The organism is Cohnella ginsengisoli (genome assembly GCF_029525555.1).
Lineage (GTDB): Bacteria > Bacillota > Bacilli > Paenibacillales > Paenibacillaceae > Cohnella > Cohnella ginsengisoli.
In genome coordinates this window covers 1,294,277-1,311,733 of sequence record NZ_JAPDHZ010000002.1, presented here as the reverse complement: position 1 = coordinate 1,311,733, position 17,457 = coordinate 1,294,277, and the positions used below count along the sequence as shown (strand labels likewise).

General features: G+C 60.2%; 16 protein-coding genes and 1 pseudogene. 13 read left to right on the top strand and 4 right to left on the bottom strand.

Features of this window, described 5'->3' with window-relative positions; translation table 11 throughout:
- Nucleotides 1–18 precede the first annotated feature (18 nt).
- From OMP38_RS06385 to OMP38_RS06370, 4 genes are all read right to left on the bottom strand, one after another.
- Nucleotides 19–180, bottom strand: a complete 162-nt coding sequence (locus tag OMP38_RS06385) for a hypothetical protein (protein WP_277564339.1) — start codon at nt 178–180, stop codon at nt 19–21.
- Nucleotides 181–407: 227 nt separating this feature from the next.
- Nucleotides 408–560: a hypothetical protein gene (locus tag OMP38_RS06380; RefSeq protein WP_277564338.1), complete on the bottom strand. Its 153-nt coding sequence runs from the start codon at nt 558–560 to the stop codon at nt 408–410.
- 158 nt (nt 561–718) lie between these two features.
- On the bottom strand, nt 719–3,076 hold the full coding sequence (locus OMP38_RS06375) for an MMPL family transporter (RefSeq protein WP_277564337.1): 2,358 nt from the start codon (nt 3,074–3,076) through the stop codon (nt 719–721).
- A gap of 51 nt (nt 3,077–3,127) precedes the next feature.
- Complete coding sequence (locus tag OMP38_RS06370; RefSeq protein WP_277564336.1) at nt 3,128–3,745, bottom strand: TetR/AcrR family transcriptional regulator; 618 nt, start codon at nt 3,743–3,745, stop codon at nt 3,128–3,130.
- 190 nt (nt 3,746–3,935) lie between these two features.
- Between OMP38_RS06370 and OMP38_RS06365 the strand changes: the two are divergent.
- The 13 genes and pseudogenes from OMP38_RS06365 (at nt 3,936) to OMP38_RS06310 (ending at nt 17,100) form a co-directional block, all read left to right on the top strand.
- Nucleotides 3,936–4,959: pseudogene (locus OMP38_RS06365) on the top strand (helix-turn-helix transcriptional regulator).
- Nucleotides 4,960–5,095: 136 nt separating this feature from the next.
- Nucleotides 5,096–5,890, top strand: a complete 795-nt coding sequence (locus OMP38_RS06360; RefSeq protein WP_277564335.1) for an SDR family NAD(P)-dependent oxidoreductase — start codon at nt 5,096–5,098, stop codon at nt 5,888–5,890.
- 145 nt (nt 5,891–6,035) lie between these two features.
- Nucleotides 6,036–6,842 carry a GntR family transcriptional regulator gene (locus OMP38_RS34490; RefSeq protein ID WP_338130421.1) on the top strand — a complete coding sequence of 269 codons (807 nt, stop codon included), beginning with the start codon at nt 6,036–6,038 and terminating at the stop codon, nt 6,840–6,842.
- Nucleotides 6,748–7,194: a substrate-binding domain-containing protein gene (locus OMP38_RS34485; protein WP_338130420.1), complete on the top strand. Its 447-nt coding sequence runs from the start codon at nt 6,748–6,750 to the stop codon at nt 7,192–7,194. Before OMP38_RS34490 ends, OMP38_RS34485 begins: the two co-directional genes overlap by 95 nt.
- Before the next feature lie 318 nt (nt 7,195–7,512).
- Nucleotides 7,513–8,679: an IS110 family RNA-guided transposase gene (locus OMP38_RS06350; protein ID WP_277564334.1), complete on the top strand. Its 1,167-nt coding sequence runs from the start codon at nt 7,513–7,515 to the stop codon at nt 8,677–8,679.
- 283 nt (nt 8,680–8,962) lie between these two features.
- Nucleotides 8,963–10,054: a glycoside hydrolase family 76 protein gene (locus OMP38_RS06345; protein WP_277564333.1), complete on the top strand. Its 1,092-nt coding sequence runs from the start codon at nt 8,963–8,965 to the stop codon at nt 10,052–10,054.
- Nucleotides 10,055–10,079: 25 nt separating this feature from the next.
- Nucleotides 10,080–11,393: a glycoside hydrolase family 125 protein gene (locus OMP38_RS06340; protein ID WP_420869593.1), complete on the top strand. Its 1,314-nt coding sequence runs from the start codon at nt 10,080–10,082 to the stop codon at nt 11,391–11,393.
- A gap of 80 nt (nt 11,394–11,473) precedes the next feature.
- A complete protein-coding gene (locus OMP38_RS06335; RefSeq protein ID WP_277564332.1) occupies nt 11,474–12,814 on the top strand; it encodes an ABC transporter substrate-binding protein in 1,341 nt (446 codons plus the stop codon).
- 87 nt (nt 12,815–12,901) lie between these two features.
- Nucleotides 12,902–13,789: a carbohydrate ABC transporter permease gene (locus tag OMP38_RS06330; RefSeq protein WP_277564331.1), complete on the top strand. Its 888-nt coding sequence runs from the start codon at nt 12,902–12,904 to the stop codon at nt 13,787–13,789.
- Nucleotides 13,790–13,802: 13 nt separating this feature from the next.
- Nucleotides 13,803–14,732 carry a carbohydrate ABC transporter permease gene (locus tag OMP38_RS06325; RefSeq protein ID WP_277564330.1) on the top strand — a complete coding sequence of 310 codons (930 nt, stop codon included), beginning with the start codon at nt 13,803–13,805 and terminating at the stop codon, nt 14,730–14,732.
- Between the two features lie 3 nt (nt 14,733–14,735).
- On the top strand, nt 14,736–14,987 hold the full coding sequence (locus OMP38_RS06320; protein ID WP_277564329.1) for a hypothetical protein: 252 nt from the start codon (nt 14,736–14,738) through the stop codon (nt 14,985–14,987).
- On the top strand, nt 14,962–15,954 hold the full coding sequence (locus OMP38_RS06315; protein WP_277564328.1) for a glycoside hydrolase family 76 protein: 993 nt from the start codon (nt 14,962–14,964) through the stop codon (nt 15,952–15,954). The genes OMP38_RS06320 and OMP38_RS06315 overlap by 26 nt, the downstream gene beginning before the upstream one ends.
- A gap of 78 nt (nt 15,955–16,032) precedes the next feature.
- Complete coding sequence (locus tag OMP38_RS06310) at nt 16,033–17,100, top strand: glycoside hydrolase family 76 protein (protein ID WP_277565190.1); 1,068 nt, start codon at nt 16,033–16,035, stop codon at nt 17,098–17,100.
- The last annotated feature ends 357 nt before the right edge of the window (nt 17,101–17,457 follow it).

Genomic DNA, 17,457 nt, shown 5'->3' with positions numbered 1-17,457 from the left:
GACGTCACTGGTAATAAATCAAATGCAGAGCCAATGGCCGGCCGGATTGATCACGGATTGTTGAAGGCTGACCAGCGTCAAGCCGGGCCATTCGTACAAGTTGGCCAGACCCATGTAGGCGCTCCAGGCGTCCAGCGCGAAGAAGCCGGCAGATTCGCTTCTTCGGCCTTGGTCCAGCATCGCTTTGCGTCCGGTATAAGCGAACAGGAACAAGACTGCGACGGCAATTCCGAAGTGAAGGGAGGTAATATGCGCAGCGCGCAAACGAGAGAAAGGGCTGTCCCGGTTCGGGGCAGCCCTATTCGTACGGTTAATGCTTGATCGATGCTAAACGGGAGGTCATGGACGCCGCGGTCGCCCGGTTCGGAACGACCGGCCCGGCTGCAGCGCGCCGAAGCGTGCGCGCTTTAGCCTTTGCGGCTAGGCAGCTTCGTTACGGAACCGGTGCCCGGGGATTGCTCGGACGCGAATTCCGTATCGCTTTGGGACGAAGCCGGAACTTTGTTCGCTTGCACGTTTGCGCCTTTGCGGGTCGTTCCGTTTTGCTTGTTGTTCGGCATGTGTTGCACCTCCCGATCTTGAAATGGAACCGCGTAAATAGGTTTCCGGTTGCGGCGGCGATCTATGCCGGAAACGTCCATGAAAATAACGGTCAAAAAACCGCCTGCAGCCAGTAAAGGCCGCAAGCGGTCATTGACGTTTGCGCAGGGGCGGCGATTCAGTTTTCGCCGCGGGCTTTCAGCTGCGCGAGCAGCTTGTCTCCTTCGACGTCCAAATTCGGGAGGATGCGGTCGAGCCACTTGGGCAAGCGCCAGGCGGCGTTGCCGAAGATCGCCATGACCGCTGGGACGAGCGCCATGCGGACGATGAAGGCGTCGACCAGAATGCCGACCGCGAGCGCGAAGCCGATCTGCTTGATCATGATATCGGGCGCGAATATAAAGCCGGCGAATACGGATACCATGATGACGGCGGCAGCGACCACGACGCGGCTTGCCTGCTCGTAACCATGCACGACGCCGTCGGTTCCTTTATGGCCGTGAACGTAGGATTCGCGCATCGAGCTGACGAGGAATACCTGGTAGTCCATCGCCAGGCCGTACAAAATGCCGGTCACCAGAATCGGCATGAAGCTGAGCAGCGGTCCGCCGGTGTCGAAGCCGAACAGCGCGTGAAGCCATCCCCACTGGTAGACGGCCGTCGTGATGCCGAACGTGGCGAGCACGCTGAGCAGGAAGCCGACCGTCGCTTTGATCGGCACGATGATCGACCGGAAGACGAGCAGCAGGATGATCAGCGACAGTATTACGATGATGACGATGTAGACCGGGAAAGCCTCCGCCAGCTTGGCGGACATGTCGATGTTGATGGCGGTGAAGCCCGTGACGCCGATTTTGACGTCGCTGGCCTGCGCGATCGGCGAATCCGCGGCGCGGAGCGCCTGCACGAGATTCTTGGTCGCGTCGTCGGTCGGACCGGTCGTCGGGATCAGGCTGATGATGCCGATATCGCCGGTTTCGTTCACGCCCATCGGCGAGACGATCGCGACGCCTTCTTGCTGCTGGAGGCCTTGGACGATCGCGCCCAGCGTCTCCATCGTGATCTTGCCCGATTCGGCGCGCGGCTCGGCGACGAGCAGGAGCGGACCGTTGTAGCCTTCGCCGAAGCCTGCGGAGATCGCGTCGTAGCTCTGCCGGGCACCCGTGTCCAGGTTCGCCGTCGCGCCCGACGGGATGCCCATCTTCATCTCGGCGACCGGAATCGCGGCGAAGCCGAGGACGACGATGACGAGGACGACGACGAGCCAGCGTACCTTCACGATGCCCTTGACCCAGGCGTGCGCCAATCCGTGCTTTTCGGAAGCCGCTTTTTTCGCGCGGGCCTTGGCCGAACAGATGCGTTCGCCGATGAGGCCGAGCAGCGCAGGCAGCAGGGTAAGGGCGATCAGCACGTTCACGAGGACGGTCGCGGCAGCGACCAGCGCCATGGCCGACAGGAACGTGATGCCGATGACGAGCATGCCGCACAGGGCGATGATGACGGTCAGCCCGGCGAAAAAGACGGCGCTGCCGGCCGTGCCGATCGCCCGGCTGGCGGCTTCGCGAGCGCTGAGCCCCTGGTCGATGATCATTCGTCGCTGCCGGTTGACGATGAACAGCGCGTAGTCGATGCCGACCGCGAGTCCGACCATGAGCGCGAGCACCGGCGTAATGTCGGTCATCGTGATGAATTTGGAAAATGCGAAGGCTGCGCCGACGCTGATCCCGACGCCGAGGATGGCGATCAGGAGCGGCAGGCCGGCCGCGACGACCGAGCCGAGCGTCATGAGCAGCACGACGGCCGCGACGACGATGCCTACCGCTTCGGTGGAGCCGATCGCAGGCTTGCTCTTCAGCGAATCGCTCGGCAGCGCGGTGATGCCGGAGCCGCCTTGCTGAACGCTCTCCGCGGCTTCGATGATTTGATCCGGGACTTCTTCGGGCAGCGACGTTTGCTGCACGGTGAATTGGAGCTGGAACAGCGCGACGCTGCCGTCGGCGGCGATCAGGACGCCGGGCACCGGCGCGCCGTCGATCATCATCGGCCCGTAAGGGGCCGCGGCGGCTGCGGCTTGGCCGGTCCCGCTAGCTTGGGTCGCGCCTGCAGCTGCGTTGCCTTCCGCCTGGCCGCTTGCCTGACCGTCCGCTGCTTGACCGTCCGCCTGGCCCGAGTCCGCCGAAGCGGCAGCGGCCGCCTGTTGGGCCAGCTCCGCCGGGTTGATGACGTATTCATTCTTGTAGACGTCGTTCACCGCTTTTTGAATCAACGCCGCGCGGTCTGCGGTATCGAGGCGCTCGCCCTTCGGCGCGGTGAACACGATGCTGGCTTGGCCGCCGGAAGCCGCCGGCAGCTCCTTGGCCAGCTGGTCCAGCACCTTTTGCGACTCCGTACCCTCGATTTTCATCTCGGAGCTGACATGGATGCCGTTCACGCCGAGCAGGGCGAGGACGACGGCGAGGATGACGGCCCACCCGGCGATGAATGGCCACGGCTTGCCGTAGGCGGTCTTGCCCAATTTGTACAGGAATGTCGACATAACGGGGGGATTCTCTCCTTTATCTATAAAAAATCTGTGCGAAAAACCGAATCAGAAGCCTTGGCGCAAGTAGCTGAAAGCCGTATCCAAGTATTGCTCGAACGTCATCGCTTCGGCGAATTCGGCAGCGGGTTCGCCCGGCAGGAGCACGTTCAGGCTGCCGTCGATGAGCGGCAGCATCACGCCATAGGTCGCGCCTGCGAGCAGATGGGCGTAGCTCTCCGGATGGCGTCCGCGGGACAATTCGCTCAGGATCGACTGCGCTTCGAACTGCAGCTTGCGAAGCACGATGAGAATGTACGGCTCGAGGGTGGGCGCTTGCTTGGACATGTTCACGAGCGTGCGAAGCTTTCGGAACAGCTCCGCCGTCAGCCGCATTTTCAGCAAATGCTGCAGCGTATCGAGCGGAGTGGCGTCCGCCGGTATGGCGGCAAGCAGCTGTTCCGGCTCGTGGTTTTCCTTGAAGGCGACGGTAGACATGACGACGGCTTCTTCCTTGCAGGAAAAGTGATTAGCGAACGTCCGCCTGGAATAGCCGGCCCGCTGCGCGATGTCGTCGACCACGAAGCCGTCCAGCCCGCGCTCTAGCGCGAGCTCGTAGGCCGCATCCGCCAACGCGTGCGCGGTCGCTTCTTTTTTCAGGTCGCGTAAGCTTTGTTTGATCATCATATCGTCTTTATTCGTACACCTCGTTTCTTAACTATATTATTGCCTAAAGGGCAATGTTGCACAATGGGTAACGTATTGCGAAGTTGTGAACGCGTACATTCTTGGCGTCTCGTGGCGGATTTTTGCGTCTTGGCGGCGACAGCGGGAAAGGACTATAATTTGTCCCATCGCAGCCAAAGGAGACCTGACGATGATTGCTCAAACTTCCGATTTGATTAAGATGGCACCGGGATTTTGGAACGCGCTGCGCAGACTAGGCATCCCGGGCCGCGACGTCGCCGTACGAGCGGGTTTGCCGATTGCCCTCATAGACGAGCCGGCCATTACGGCCGGCCAATACTTCGCCATCTGGCAGGCGTATGCCGATCTCGCCGGCGACGCGGCCAAAGGGATCGTAGAGTTGGCGTCCGCTTTTGAAACCGCGCAGTACCCGCCTTCCGTGCTGGCCACTTACCACGCGAGCGATTACCGCGATGCGCTGCATCGAACCGTTCGATACAAACGGATGTGTCCGCCCGAGCGTCTAACCCTTCGTGAGGAAGGCCAGCGCTGCACGATCGACCTGGCCTGGTCGGACGCGGGGCTTGCCGGTCCGCCGGTATTGACCGGCGTGACCTTGGCCTATCTGCTTGAGCTCGGGCGCCGGGGCACGGGGCTGCGGTTAACGGCGCAGCGCGTCGAATTCGCGCAGCCGATGGGCGATGTGCGGACGCTTGAAGCTTACTTCGGCTGTCCGGTCCGGATCGGCGCGAAGCGCGACCGTTTGACGCTGCGGCGGAGCGACCTGGACCGCCGCTTCGTTTCTTTTAATGAAGAGATGGTTCAGCTGCTGACGCCCGCCTTGGACCGTTCGCTGGACGAACGGCTTAGCGGCCGCTCCATGACGGAAGAAGTCAAGCAAGCAGTGAAGCGCAGTCTCGCAGGCGGGCGCCTTGACGTACGAGCCGTCTCGAAGTCGCTGGGGGTGAGCGATCGTACGCTGCAGCGCCGGCTTGAGGGCGAGGGCACGGGCTTCAAGCAATTGCTGGCGCAAGCCAGGCGCGAGCAGGCCTGCGCCTATCTGTCCGACCCGTCGCTCAGCATGAAGGAAGTCGCTTTTTTTGATCGGCTATAAGGACCAGAACTCCTTTTTCGCGCCTTCCGCCTTTGGGAGGGGGAGGACGCCTACCAGTTGGCGCGCCGAGCATTCAGTCGCGCACCATGCATCCGAATGATAACTTTGGCGCGTCCGGCAAGCATGTTGGCGTCGCCCGCTAGTTACCTGACAGCCCCGGCGAGGTAAGATCAGGGTTGCCCGGTCCGCCGGCATGCCCGATAGATCGACGACTGATTGAAAAGGAGATTGACAGCATGGAATTGGGATTAAACCATAAAACCGCGTTGGTGACAGGATCGACGAAAGGAATCGGGAAAGCCATCGCAATCGAGCTGGCCCAGGAAGGCGTGGACGTGCTCGTGAACGGACGCGAGCGCGAGGAGGTAGAACGGACCGTCAACGAGTTCAAGATGCGATTCCCTTCGACCGCGCCTCGAAGCGCCGCGGCCGACCTGACCGACAAGGAACAAAGAGAAGCGCTGTTCGAAAAACACCCCGACATCGACATCCTGGTCAACAACATGGGGATTTACGAGCTCATGCGATATGAAGACGTCAACGACGAAGTATGGGAGACATACTTTCGCACGAACGTGCTCGCCGCCAACGCCTTGATCCGTTTTTACTTGCCCAAAATGCTAGAGAAGACGTACGGTCGCGTGATCTTCATCGCGAGCGAAGAGGCGGTCATGCCGTCGAGCCAGATGCCGCAGTATGCGATGACCAAATCGATGCTGCTGTCGCTGGCGAAAAGCTTGTCCAAATTGACGATCGGAACCGAGGTCACGGTAAACACGATTATGCCGGGGCCGACGCTCTCCGAAAAGGTGCATCAGATCATAGCTGGCATGTATCCGGAAGAGAATCTGTCATTTTCCGAAAAGGAAAAGAAGTTTATGGCCGCGAATCTTCCGCAATCCGAAATTCGCCGGTTTATCCAACCGATGGAGATCGGCAGGCTCGCCGCCTTCGTATGCAGCCCTTACGCGTCCGCGTTTAAGGGATCGCCCATTCGGATGGACGGGGGCATGATTCCGACGATTTTCTAAGCGCGCTCGCGAGGGTCGAGTCTATTTTTTTATGGCCGCTTCTCCGGTCGGCTTTTTCGGTCCGCATGTCCTTCACAAGATTTATATATCATGATATATTGTTATATATAAGGTGTTGAGGCATTGCCGGAAAGGGGAAGGAACCATGTCGAGCTCCATGTATGAGCAAATATACGAAAAGCTCCGGGAGGAGATTCGGTCGGGACTTTATCAGGTCGGAGACCGCGTGCCATCGGAGAAGGAGCTGGCGGATGCGTACAACGTCAGCCGCATCACGAGCAAGAAGGCGCTGGAAATGCTCGCCGATGGCGGACTGATCGTCCGGCGTCCGGGGCGCGGCTCGTTCGTAGCGGATCCGGCTTCGAAGGCCGAGGCGGCTGCGGCCTCGCCGGGCAAAGGCGGCTCGCGCGGCGGGTTGCCGGGCGCAAGGCCGATGATCGGGCTGGTCATGACCGACTTCAGCGACAGCTACGGCACGGGCCTCGTCTATGGGATGGAGGAAGCGTCCAGGAAGCATGATGCGTTTCTCGTTCTGCGCCGCTCGTTCGGTATCCCGTCTCTCGAGGAGAAAGCGATCCAGAGCATGCTGGAGCTCGGCGTAGACGGGCTGATCATCTTTCCGGCGCAGGGAGAGTATTTTAACGCGGAAATTCTGAAGCTCGTCATCGACAAGTTCCCGTTCGTGCTCGTCGACCGGCACCTGAAGGGGATCTCCGCGGGGTCCATCAGCACGGACAACGCGGCCGGCGCGAAGCGCGGCGTGGATTATTTGTTCGAGTTGGGGCACAAGCGCGTGGCGATCATCACTCCCCCCTCCGGCGGATACGACGGCGGTCGAGGACAGGATCGAGGGATACGTGCAAGCGCACGCGGAGAAAGGGATCGTCGTCGACCGCGAGCTCTGGCTCAGCGTCACCTCTACGCTTCCGAGCGCCTATACGGACGAGAATAAAGCGCGGGATATCGAGAAGATCAAGCGGCATCTCCTCGATCACCCGGAGATCTCCGCCTTCTTCGCGATGGAGTACAATATTGCCCTGCTCGTCAGAGAAGCGGCCAGGCAGCTGGGCTTGGACGTGCCGCAGGACTTGTCGATCATCTGCTTCGATTGTCCGGACAACGGCAGCGGGTTCTCCTTCACGCACCTGCGCCAAAACCAAGAAGAAATGGGGCGCGCGGCCTTCGAAAACGTGCTGCAGCTGCGCGACGGCAAGACGGTTCCGCCCAAAATCACGCTCGAGGCGGAGCTGATCGTAGGCAAATCCACGGCTGTGCCGTCGCCATCCCGGATCGGGCAGCTTTAGCAAAACAAGGGCTGCAGGCGAGCAACGCCAACCGAATGCAAACAAACAATCGTCAGGAAGACCGTGCCTGGCGTTTTTCGTATTATCAGGTCAGCCAGAATTTCTGGTTGGCCTTTTTTACATGGCCGGTTTAAGATGGCGGTAGCCGGGAGAACGAGGGCGTTTTTGGGAGTTTTACCCCGTCGCAAAAACTGTTCTCCCACTACCCCCAATGACCATGTTTGAGCTGGTTGAGGCATTTGGACCTCGCATCACAAGCGAAGCTGTGGGATTGGAACCATCGTGGGAATGCCGGCTACGATTGTAGGAGGAGATGACATGAGACCGGTTGTCGGAGTGGATGTGGCGAAAGGGACAAGCATGCTCCAAGCGTTTACGGATCGGAACAAGCCGTACAGTAAGATTATCAGCATCACGCATACGGAGGAAGGGTGCGAGCGATTAGGAGGCTTGCTGGAGGAATTACGACAGATAACGAAGCTGGAGCCTGCGGTGGTGTTGGAAGCGACGGGGCATTACCATCGCAGTCTGGTTGCCTATTTGGAACGTGAAGGATATTGCCACTACATCGTGAATCCTCTGCAATCCAAACGTGCCAAGGGGACACAGCTGCGAAAGGTGAAGACGGACGCGGTGGATGCCTGGCATCTGGCCGAGATGTTCTACCGCGGGGATGTTAAGCCGCACCGAGCATGGAACGAGGAGATGACAGAACTGCAACATCTGACGCGGCAGCACGAGTTTATGACGTCTCTGCTCGTTCAAGCCAAACTGAATGCCAGGGCCCTGCTTGACCAGGTATGTCCAGCTTACGAGGACGTTTTCTATAACCTGTTCTCCTCAACCTCTTTACATGTCCTACGCTATAGGTTAAGCGGTGGCACCATCACGGTTGAAACGATTCGGGAAACAGCCGGCTCTTCACACGGAAAAGCATGGGTGCAGGCAAAAGCAGAGCAAATACAAGCTTTGCCTCCTCTGAGCCAGTCAAGCAAAGCGCAGCAGACAGCTCTGCTATGTATGGTGGAAACGATACTCGCTCAGCAAGAACAGCTTCGCCAACTTGAGAATGCCATCGAGGAGACGGCGCTGACGCTTCCGGAAGTGGAGCTGCTGAAGACGATTCCCGGCGTGGGGGATAAACTTGCGGCTGCCATTGCGGCGGAGATCGGGGATGCGGCTCAATTTAAGGACCCCAAGAAACTTGTCGCCTATGCGGGTCTTGATCCAGGTGTGCACAGCTCGGGGAAGTTCACGGCCAGCAGCAGCCGTATTTCGAAAAGGGGTTCCAAACGCTTACGCAGAGCGCTGTATGTCGCTGTGCAGTGCGGGCTTAGAAAGGGTGTAAACGAACGGCTAAAAGCCTATTACGACAAGAAAAGGAAAGAGGGCAAGCCCTACAAGGTAGTCGTGATCGCTTGCGCCAACAAGCTTTTGCATCACGTCCATGCCATCCTCGTAAAAGGCGAGCCCTACAAAGCCTAAATTCCATATTCACCCAGAAGTATCCGCGCCAACGGAGGCTTCTTTGTGTTAGTTCAAAAACAGTATAGCAATAACGATGCCGCAATCCAACCACATAGGGTTGACAAACATTAGCTGGTTTTTGCGTTTATGTACAAGAGAGCGCCTATTTGATTTACGATATTAATATATTGATATAAATTCTAAATTATTTTTTTGATCATAATATATATTGACATATTATTTGTATGATATTATACTCGATTTTGTAAGCGTTTCAAAAGGCAAGGAGGGATAAAGGAGCATGAAGGATAGGAGGCTCCCAATCGAGGATACGACGGTCGGACAGCGGCAAGCCCGCGCCGAGGCCGCCCAGGAAGAGCTGCTATACAACTTTTGGAACGAGAAGCTCGGGATCATGAACCAACTGGCCCCGTTCGAACCGGATTGCAACGATCATTTTATCTACTGGTGGCATGCGCATGTCGTCGACGCGCTCGCGGACGGCTACGAGCGAACGCGCGAAGCCGCTTACCTGGCACGGATCGATCGGGTCGTCGAAGGCGTCCGCCGATTGAACGGAAGCACGCTCCTGCACAATTACTATGACGATATGGAATGGATGGCGCTTGCGCTGCTCCGCGTGTACGACGCGACCAGGCAGGAGCGGTACCGAACGGACGCCGGCGTGCTCTGGTCGAGCATTCGGACCGCCTGGAACGGACATATGGGCGGCGGCATGGCATGGAAAAAGGATCAGCTGGATTACAAAAACACGCCGGCCAACGCCCCGGCGGCGATCCTGGCCGCCCGCCTCTACCAGCGCTTCGAAGATCCGGCGGATCTGGCTTGGGCCGTGCGGATCTACGAATGGACCAAAGCCAATCTCGTCGATCCCGCTACCGGCTTCGTCTGGGACGGCATGAACCGGCTCGGCGACGGGAAGATCGACTACGACTGGCATTATACATACTGCCAGGGCGTGTTTATCGGAGCGGGTCTGGAGCTGTATCGCTGCACCGGGAACCCGGACTACCTGCACGACGCCGCGCGTACGGCCGACACCGCGATCGAGCGGTTCGCGCAGCCGGATACCGGGCTCCTCCCGAACGAGGGAGAGGACGACTGCGGACTGTTCAAAGGCATCTTCGTCCGCTACCTGCACGAGCTTCTGAAGCTTCGCCCGGAACGACGCGACATCCGAGAGCTGCTGCTGCGCAACGCGAACGCGCTGTGGGATACCGGGCGCAGCGAGAGGGGCCTCATCAGCCGTTCTTGGACGGCGCCGGTGGAGCCGAAGGTCCAGCTCTGCGCCCAGCTGAGCGGGCTGATGCTGCTCGAGATGGCCGCCGCGCTTCCCGCTTCCAGTATCCGCGCGGACGAGACGAATGCTTGACGACAACGAGAGAGGAGGCTGGCAGATGGAGTTATCGCCCGCCACAAAGCAAGCGCTTACAAAAATGGTAGACCGCGTCGCAGCCGCGACGCAAGCCCATCCGAAGCTGGCCCGCATCTTTCAAAATGCGCTGCTGAACACGCTGCAGACGACGGTTCGGCGGATGGAGGACGGCACGACCTTTGTCATCACCGGCGACATCCCCGCGATGTGGCTGCGGGACTCGGCCGCGCAGGTTCGGCCGTTCCTCGCGCTCGCCGCCGAGGCCCCCGAGCTTGCCGACATGATCGAAGGGCTCGTCCGCAGGCAGATGGACTGCATCCTGCAGGATCCTTATGCGAATGCGTTCAATGACGGTCCGACGGGCAAGGGGCATCAGGACGACCGCACCGAGATGAGCCCGTGGCTGTGGGAGCGCAAGTACGAGATCGACTCGCTCTGCTACCCGGTCCAACTGGCCTACCTGCAATGGAAAAACACCGGTCGGACCGCCCATCTCACGCCGTCGTTCGCGGAGGCGGCCAGACGGATTCTCGCGGTCTGGCGCACGGAGCAGCATCACGAATCGCAATCCCCGTATCGCTTCGAACGGACCGATTGTCCGCCGACCGATACGTTGACCCGGGACGGCCGGGGCGCGCCAGTCGGCTACACCGGGATGACCTGGTCCGGCTTCCGTCCGAGCGACGACGCCTGCGCGTACGGCTATCTGGTGCCGGCGAATATGTTCGCGGTCGTCGCGCTTCGGCAGCTCGCGGAGATGGCGAGAGAGGTGCTCGGCGACGAGCGGCTGGCCGAAGAAGCCGATGCGCTGCTGAGCGAGATCGACGAAGGCATCCGCGCGCACGCGATCGTGGAGCATCCGCAGCACGGCCGCATTTTCGCCTACGAGACGGACGGCTTGGGCGCGCATGGCTTGATGGACGACGCCAACGTGCCGAGCCTGCTGTCCATCCCGTATCTCGGCTACGTCTCCGCCGAGGACCCGGTCTACGCGAATACGCGCCGATTCGTCCTGAGCTCCGCCAATCCTTATTATTATGAGGGAACAGCGGCCCGGGGCATCGGCAGCCCGCATACGCCGGAAGGCTATGTCTGGCCTATCGCGCTCGCGATGCAGGGTCTCACCGCGACCGACCGGACGGAAAAGCTGCGGCTGCTGCTCCTCATGGCCGACACCGACGCCGGCACGGAGATGATGCACGAAGGTTTTTCGGCGGACGATCCGACGGTCTATTCCAGGCCCTGGTTCTCCTGGGCGAACATGATGTTTTGCGAGCTGCTCATGGACTATTGCGGCATTCGCGTCGCCGTGCACGATCGCGAGGTACGCGCTTAGCGGCCACAGGTTTCAGACGGGGAATACATCCTCGTATTGAGATAGCAAGTCCGAAGATCAAAAAAAGGGAGGCTTCACGCATGAAAAAATGGATCTCGCTTATGGCTATCGCAAGCATCTCCGCCGCAGCGCTCGCAGGCTGCAGCGGCGGCTCGTCCGGCAACGGCAACGCCAGCGCCAACCCTTCCTCTTCCTCTTCCGCAGCTCCTTCCGATAGCGAGCCTGCCGGCAAGTCCTCGGGCAAACCCGTCGAGCTGACCTTCTGGGGCGACTGGAGCGGCGAAGGCCAGAAGCAGTTCGAGACGATGGTCGACGCCTTCAATAAATCCCAAGACCGCATCAAGGTGAAGTATGTTCTCCAGCAGGATATGATTACGAAGTTTCTGACCGCGGCCACCTCCGGCGGCTCGCCCGACATCCTGTTCTGGGACCGCTGGCGCACGTCGCTCTACGCGCCGAAAAACGTGCTGCATCCGCTGGACGAATTCCTGGCCAAGGACGGCGTCAGCAAAGACGACTTCTACGGCGAAGCCCTGAAGGAACTGACTTACAAAGATCAATTGTACGGCTTGCCGCTCACCGTCGATGCGCGCGCGCTGTTCTACAACAAGAAGCTGCTCGCCGACGCGGGCGTAGCCAATCCGCCGACGAACTGGCAGGAGCTGGAGGACGCCGCGATCAAGACGACGAAGTGGAACGGCAGCAAGCTTCAGGTCGCGGGCTTTTCGCTCGGCGACGCGGGCTTGTTCAATATGTATCTGCAGCAGGCGGGCGGCACGATGCTGACCGACGACGGCAAGACCAACTTCAACAACGACAAGGGCAAAGCCGTGCTCGACTATTGGGATCGTCTGCTGAACCAAGACAAAGTGTACAAAATCGGCTTCGAGCAAGGCCTCGGCGAATCGACCGACGCGTTTGCGACTGGCAAGCTCGCCATGACCTACAATGGGCCTTGGATGCTGACCACTTACAAGAAATACGGCAAAGACCTCGACTTCGGCGTCGTGCCGCCGCCGGCCGGACCGAACGGAGACAAGGGAAGCGTCATGGGCGGCTTCGGACTCGTCATTCCGGAAGGCTCCAAGCATCAACAGGAGGCGTGGGAATTCATCAAGTGGTGGACGGCGAACAAGGACAACGCGCTCCTGTGGGCCAAGACGAGCTTGAACATTCCCGGCTTCAAGCCGGCGATCGAGGACGCGTTCTTCCAGGACGATCCGTTCTGGAAGCCGTTCCTCGAGACGCTGGAGATCGCGAAGATCCGTCCGACGCACCCGGGCTACTCCGTCATGGAAGGCGACGCGCTTATCCCGAACGTGCAGCTGTTCCAGCAAAGCAAGCAGAGCGCGGAGGATACGTTGAAAAAAGCGCAGCAGCAGGGCGACAAGCTGCTGCAGGACAACGCTGTCGTCAAGTGACGAGGAGGGAGGGCGACCTCCCTTTTCTCTGTCGCGGACGGCACGGCCGCGCGAATTCGACCGCCCGAGCCGAAAGGAGGAGCGCCCATGGCTTCCATCAGCAAACTGAACCGCCATCAGGCCAGAACCGCATACCTGTTCATCTCGCCGACGATTCTCTTATTCGTGATCTTCACCGTCGTTCCCGTCGTCATGGCGTTTTATTTCAGCTTCACGAATTATGACGTCGTCAAAAACCGCGATTGGGTGAACTTCGACAACTACAAGCGACTGCTGCACGACGACCTCTATTGGACCACCTTCAAAAACGTCGCGTATTATACGGTTATTTTCGTACCGCTCAACATTCTGATCTCGCTCGGCATCGCGATGTTGCTCAACTTCCGGCGGCTGGGCGTTCGGCTGTTCCGCACGATGAACTACATGCCGACGCTTACTTCCGCGGTCGCCGCGGCTACGGTCTGGGTATGGCTGCTCCATCCGGAGTACGGCCTCGTCAATACGTTGCTCGGCTATGCCGGCATTACCGGTCCCGCCTGGCTCGCTCAGACGGAGACGGCGATGCTGTCGATCATACTCGTGACGCTATGGCAGTCGATCGGCTCGAATATGATCATCTATATCGCGGGCCTCCAGGGCGTGCCGGATTATCTCTATGAATCCGCGAAGCTCGACGGCGCGAACGCGCTCCAGCGGTTCCGTTATATCACGTGGCCGCAGCTGCGGCCGACGACGTTTCTCGTGAGCACGATGTCGATCATCGGCGCGCTGCAATTGTTCGACCAGGCGTTCGTGCTCACCCAAGGCGGTCCGGGCAACGTCACGAAGACGCCGGTCTACCTCATCTACCAGCAAGGCTTCAACCAATTACAGATGGGCTATGCTTCGGCGCAGGCGTTCATCCTGGCGCTCGCGATCCTGATCTTCTCGATCGTCAACATGCGCGTCAACAAATCCGAAGAGTCGGTCGTGTGAGGAGGGTGCGGATATGAGTGTCAAATCTGCGGCCGCAGGGGCCGCTCGCGCAAGCCGCCCGCCCGCCGTCTCGGCGTCCGCTTCGCGCGTATTTTGGCGGATCGTTTTCTACGTTGTCAGCATCGCGATCTCGGTGTTCATGTTTCTTCCGTTTTTCTGGAGCCTGATCACCTCGCTCAAGCCGAGCGACGAGATTTTCTCCATGCCGATCAGATGGCTGCCGTCCCGGCTGACGCTAGAGCATTATCGCGCAGCGTTCACGACCGTTCCGTTCGGCCTGTACTTCTGGAACTCGCTCATGCTTGCCGTAGCGGGCGTGGCGGCGAATTTGTTCTTCGGCTCGCTTAGCGGGTTTGCGTTCGCGAAGCTGAATTTCAAGCTGAACAAGCCGCTGTTCCGCGTGCTGCTCGCCGCGATGATGATACCGGGCATCGTGACGATGATTCCGAGCTTCTACGTGCTGAAGCACTTCCCGTTCGCCGGGGGAAACGACTGGTACGGAGCCGGAGGCAACGGGTTCCTGAACTCGTTTTGGGGCATTATCCTTCCCGGCGCATCCGGATCGTTCGCGGTATTTTTCATGCGCCAATTTTTCCTGACCTTGCCGTCCGACATGATGGAGATGGCCCGGATCGAGGGGGCGGGCGAATTCCGGATTTTCTGGAATATTTATTGGCCGCTTACGAAGCCGGCGCTGGCCACGCTCGGCATCTTCACCTTCCAGGCGGGGTGGAACAGCTTCCTCTGGCCGATGATTATTCTCAACGACCCGGACAAGGCGACGATTCAAATGGGACTGCAGGCGTTCTCCTACAACCATCAGACCGACTTCGGTCCGATGATGGCGGGCGCGTTGATCGCGATATTGCCGATTCTGCTGCTGTTCCTCGCCCTGCAAAAGTACTTCGTTCAAGGCATCGCGTTCAGCGGCACGAAGGGGTAAGGCATGCGGATGACGAGGAAGACCGGATGGACGTTCGTCGCCGTCGCCGCCTTGCTGCTGGCGGCCGCAGGCTGGGCCTGGCGGGCCGGGGCGCTGCACGGAGCCGCCGGGGCGGACGATTCCCGCGCCGGCATGTGGGCGGCGCGCGCGGAAGCCGCGCAGACCGCGCTGGACGGGGCTTTTTTGGGATGCCAAGCGCGGGCTGTACAACAACGCCGCGCCTTGCATTTTGCAATTATGCACGGATCCTTTTAATTACTGGTGGATGGCGCATGCTGCGGACGTCCTGACGGACGGGTACGAACGGACCGGCGAAGCCAAGTACGCGGAGCGCCTCGCCTCCCTGTACGACGGACTGCTCGCGCGCAACGCGGAGGTGTGGCCGAACGATTATTACGACGACATGGCGTGGATGGGGCTGGCCTGGCTCCGCGCGTTCGACGCCACGGGCGAATCCCGATACAAGGAAGCCGCGCTGACGCTGTGGGAAGAGATCCGGGGCGGCTGGAACGATGAGGCCGGCGGCGGCATCGCCTGGCGCAAGACGCAGACGGACTACAAGAACACGCCGGCGAACGCGCCGTCCGCCATTCTCGCGGCCCGCTTGTACGAGCGTTTCCAAAACCCCGAGGATTTGAATTGGGCGAAGCGCATCTATGAATGGGAAAGCCGCACGCTGGTCGATCCCGACACCGGCTTCGTCTGGGACGGCATCAACCGGACGGGCGACGGCGCGATCGACAAGGCATGGCAATTTTCGTACAACCAAGGCGTTTACATCGGCGCCGCGGTGGAGCTGTACCGCGCGACGAAAGATGAAGCATACCTGGCGTCGGCCAGGCGGACGGCCGATGCCGCGGCGACCGTGCTGGCCGGGGGCCCGGCAGGCATGCTTCCGTCCGAAGGGGACGGCGACGGCGCCTTGTTCAAGGGCGTATTCGTCCGCTATCTGGGCGAGCTGATCGAAGCGGACGGCGCGTCGTCGGGGCAGGCGAAGCTGCTCTTGGCGAACGCGAGCCGTCTATGGACGGACGGACGGGCGACGGGCCGTCAGGAAGGCGATTCCGATGGCGAGAGCGAAGGCGACGCAAAAGGGGACGCTTTGTTCGGACCCGCCTGGTCGCAGCCGCCCGAGACGGTCGTCGAACTCAGCGCCGATCTTAGCGGCGTTATGCTGCTCGAGACGGTCGCCCGCCTGGAACGGGCTGGCCTGTTGAAATAGCGCTTGGCGCTTCGGCCGGAAATCGGAGGAGAGCCGCGAAAATAAAGACAGCATAGAGGAACGGAGAAGGTGAGCGACATGTTGTGGAACGAGCGGGCCGAAAAAGCGCAACGAGCGTTAGACGGAGAATTTTGGAATCCATCCATTCGGATGTACGATATCGAGACGCCGTGCCCGGACGGAGCGTGCAATACGATCTTTCACTACTGGTGGATGGCGCATGCCGTAGACGGTCTGGCGGACGGTCTGCTGCGCACGGGCGACGACTGGTATGCCGACCGGTTGTCCGAGCTTCACGAGGGAATCCGGACGAAAAACGGCGGCGCGTTCCCTAATCTGCTGTACGACGATATGGAATGGATGGCGATCGCTTGGCTGCGCGCTTATGACGCGACAGGCGAGGAGCGGTACAAGCAGACGGTACTGTCGCTCTGGGCGGACATCCGGACGGGATGGAACGATACGATGGGCGGCGGCATCGCTTGGCACAAGAAACAGCTGGGGTACAAAAACACCCCGGCCAACGGGCCTGCCGCAATACTGGCCGTCCGGCTCTATCGGAGCTTCGGCCGGGAGGAAGACTTGTCTTGGGCCATCCGGATCTACGATTGGCTCAAGCGGCATCTCGTCGATCCGGTGACCGGCTTCGTATGGGACGGGATGAATCGCCTGGGCGACGGGGCGATCGACAAGGAATGGCGCTTCACGTATTGCCAGGGCGTCTTTATCGGCGCCGCCGTCGAGCTGTTCCGGGAGACGGGGGATGCGGCATATCTGGCCGATGCGAATCGTACCGCCGAGGCTGCGTCTGCCGAGTGGGGCGGCGGCATTCTGCCGGACGAAGGCGACGGCGACGGCGGTCTGTTCAAGGGTATTCTCGTCCGGTACTTGTCCGAGCTCGTCCTGGAGGGACGGGAGGCGACGTCCGCGCCGGCGGCCTGGCTGCTCCGCAATGGGGCGACGCTATGGGCGGCGACGCACGGCCCTCAAGACCCAGGTCGTGATCTATTCGGTACGGATTGGCGCTCCGCCCCTGCCGGGAAGGTGACGCTTAGCGCGCAGCTCAGCGGCGTCTTCCTGTTCGAGCGACTGGCGGCGTTGGAGAAGCGCGGGCTGCTGCCCGCTGCGGATGCCGCCTTCGCATAGCGTACGTACAGCTAAACTTGTCCATGTCTTTTTCAGAACGCCCTCCGTATACGGGGGCGTTTTTGCTTGTCGCTTGGAAGATGCACAACCTCTATGGACGCCAGGTCAACACTCGCAGCCGCCGTGCGTAATGTGTTGACGTAGGTCAACACTTGGCCCGCTCTCGCAGCCGCCGTGCGTAATGTGTTGACGTAGGTCAACACTTGGCCCGTTCTCGCAGCCGCCGTGCGTAATGTATTGACGTAGGTCAACACTTGGCCCGTACTCGCAGCCGCTAGGCGTAATGTATTGACGTAGGTCAACACTTGGCCCGTTCTCGCAGCCGCTAGGCGTAATGTATTGACGTAGGTCAACACT

Coding starts and splice junctions, on each gene's coding strand:
- OMP38_RS06385 (WP_277564339.1), bottom strand. CDS start 180: ATGCTGGACCAAGGCCGAAGAAGCGAATCTGCCGGCTTCTTCGCGCTG.
- OMP38_RS06380 (WP_277564338.1), bottom strand. CDS start 560: ATGCCGAACAACAAGCAAAACGGAACGACCCGCAAAGGCGCAAACGTG.
- OMP38_RS06375 (WP_277564337.1), bottom strand. CDS start 3,076: ATGTCGACATTCCTGTACAAATTGGGCAAGACCGCCTACGGCAAGCCG.
- OMP38_RS06370 (WP_277564336.1), bottom strand. CDS start 3,745: ATGATGATCAAACAAAGCTTACGCGACCTGAAAAAAGAAGCGACCGCG.
- OMP38_RS06360 (WP_277564335.1), top strand. CDS start 5,096: ATGGAATTGGGATTAAACCATAAAACCGCGTTGGTGACAGGATCGACG.
- OMP38_RS34490 (WP_338130421.1), top strand. CDS start 6,036: ATGTCGAGCTCCATGTATGAGCAAATATACGAAAAGCTCCGGGAGGAG.
- OMP38_RS06350 (WP_277564334.1), top strand. CDS start 7,513: ATGAGACCGGTTGTCGGAGTGGATGTGGCGAAAGGGACAAGCATGCTC.
- OMP38_RS06345 (WP_277564333.1), top strand. CDS start 8,963: ATGAAGGATAGGAGGCTCCCAATCGAGGATACGACGGTCGGACAGCGG.
- OMP38_RS06340 (WP_420869593.1), top strand. CDS start 10,080: ATGGAGTTATCGCCCGCCACAAAGCAAGCGCTTACAAAAATGGTAGAC.
- OMP38_RS06335 (WP_277564332.1), top strand. CDS start 11,474: ATGAAAAAATGGATCTCGCTTATGGCTATCGCAAGCATCTCCGCCGCA.
- OMP38_RS06330 (WP_277564331.1), top strand. CDS start 12,902: ATGGCTTCCATCAGCAAACTGAACCGCCATCAGGCCAGAACCGCATAC.
- OMP38_RS06325 (WP_277564330.1), top strand. CDS start 13,803: ATGAGTGTCAAATCTGCGGCCGCAGGGGCCGCTCGCGCAAGCCGCCCG.
- OMP38_RS06320 (WP_277564329.1), top strand. CDS start 14,736: ATGCGGATGACGAGGAAGACCGGATGGACGTTCGTCGCCGTCGCCGCC.
- OMP38_RS06310 (WP_277565190.1), top strand. CDS start 16,033: ATGTTGTGGAACGAGCGGGCCGAAAAAGCGCAACGAGCGTTAGACGGA.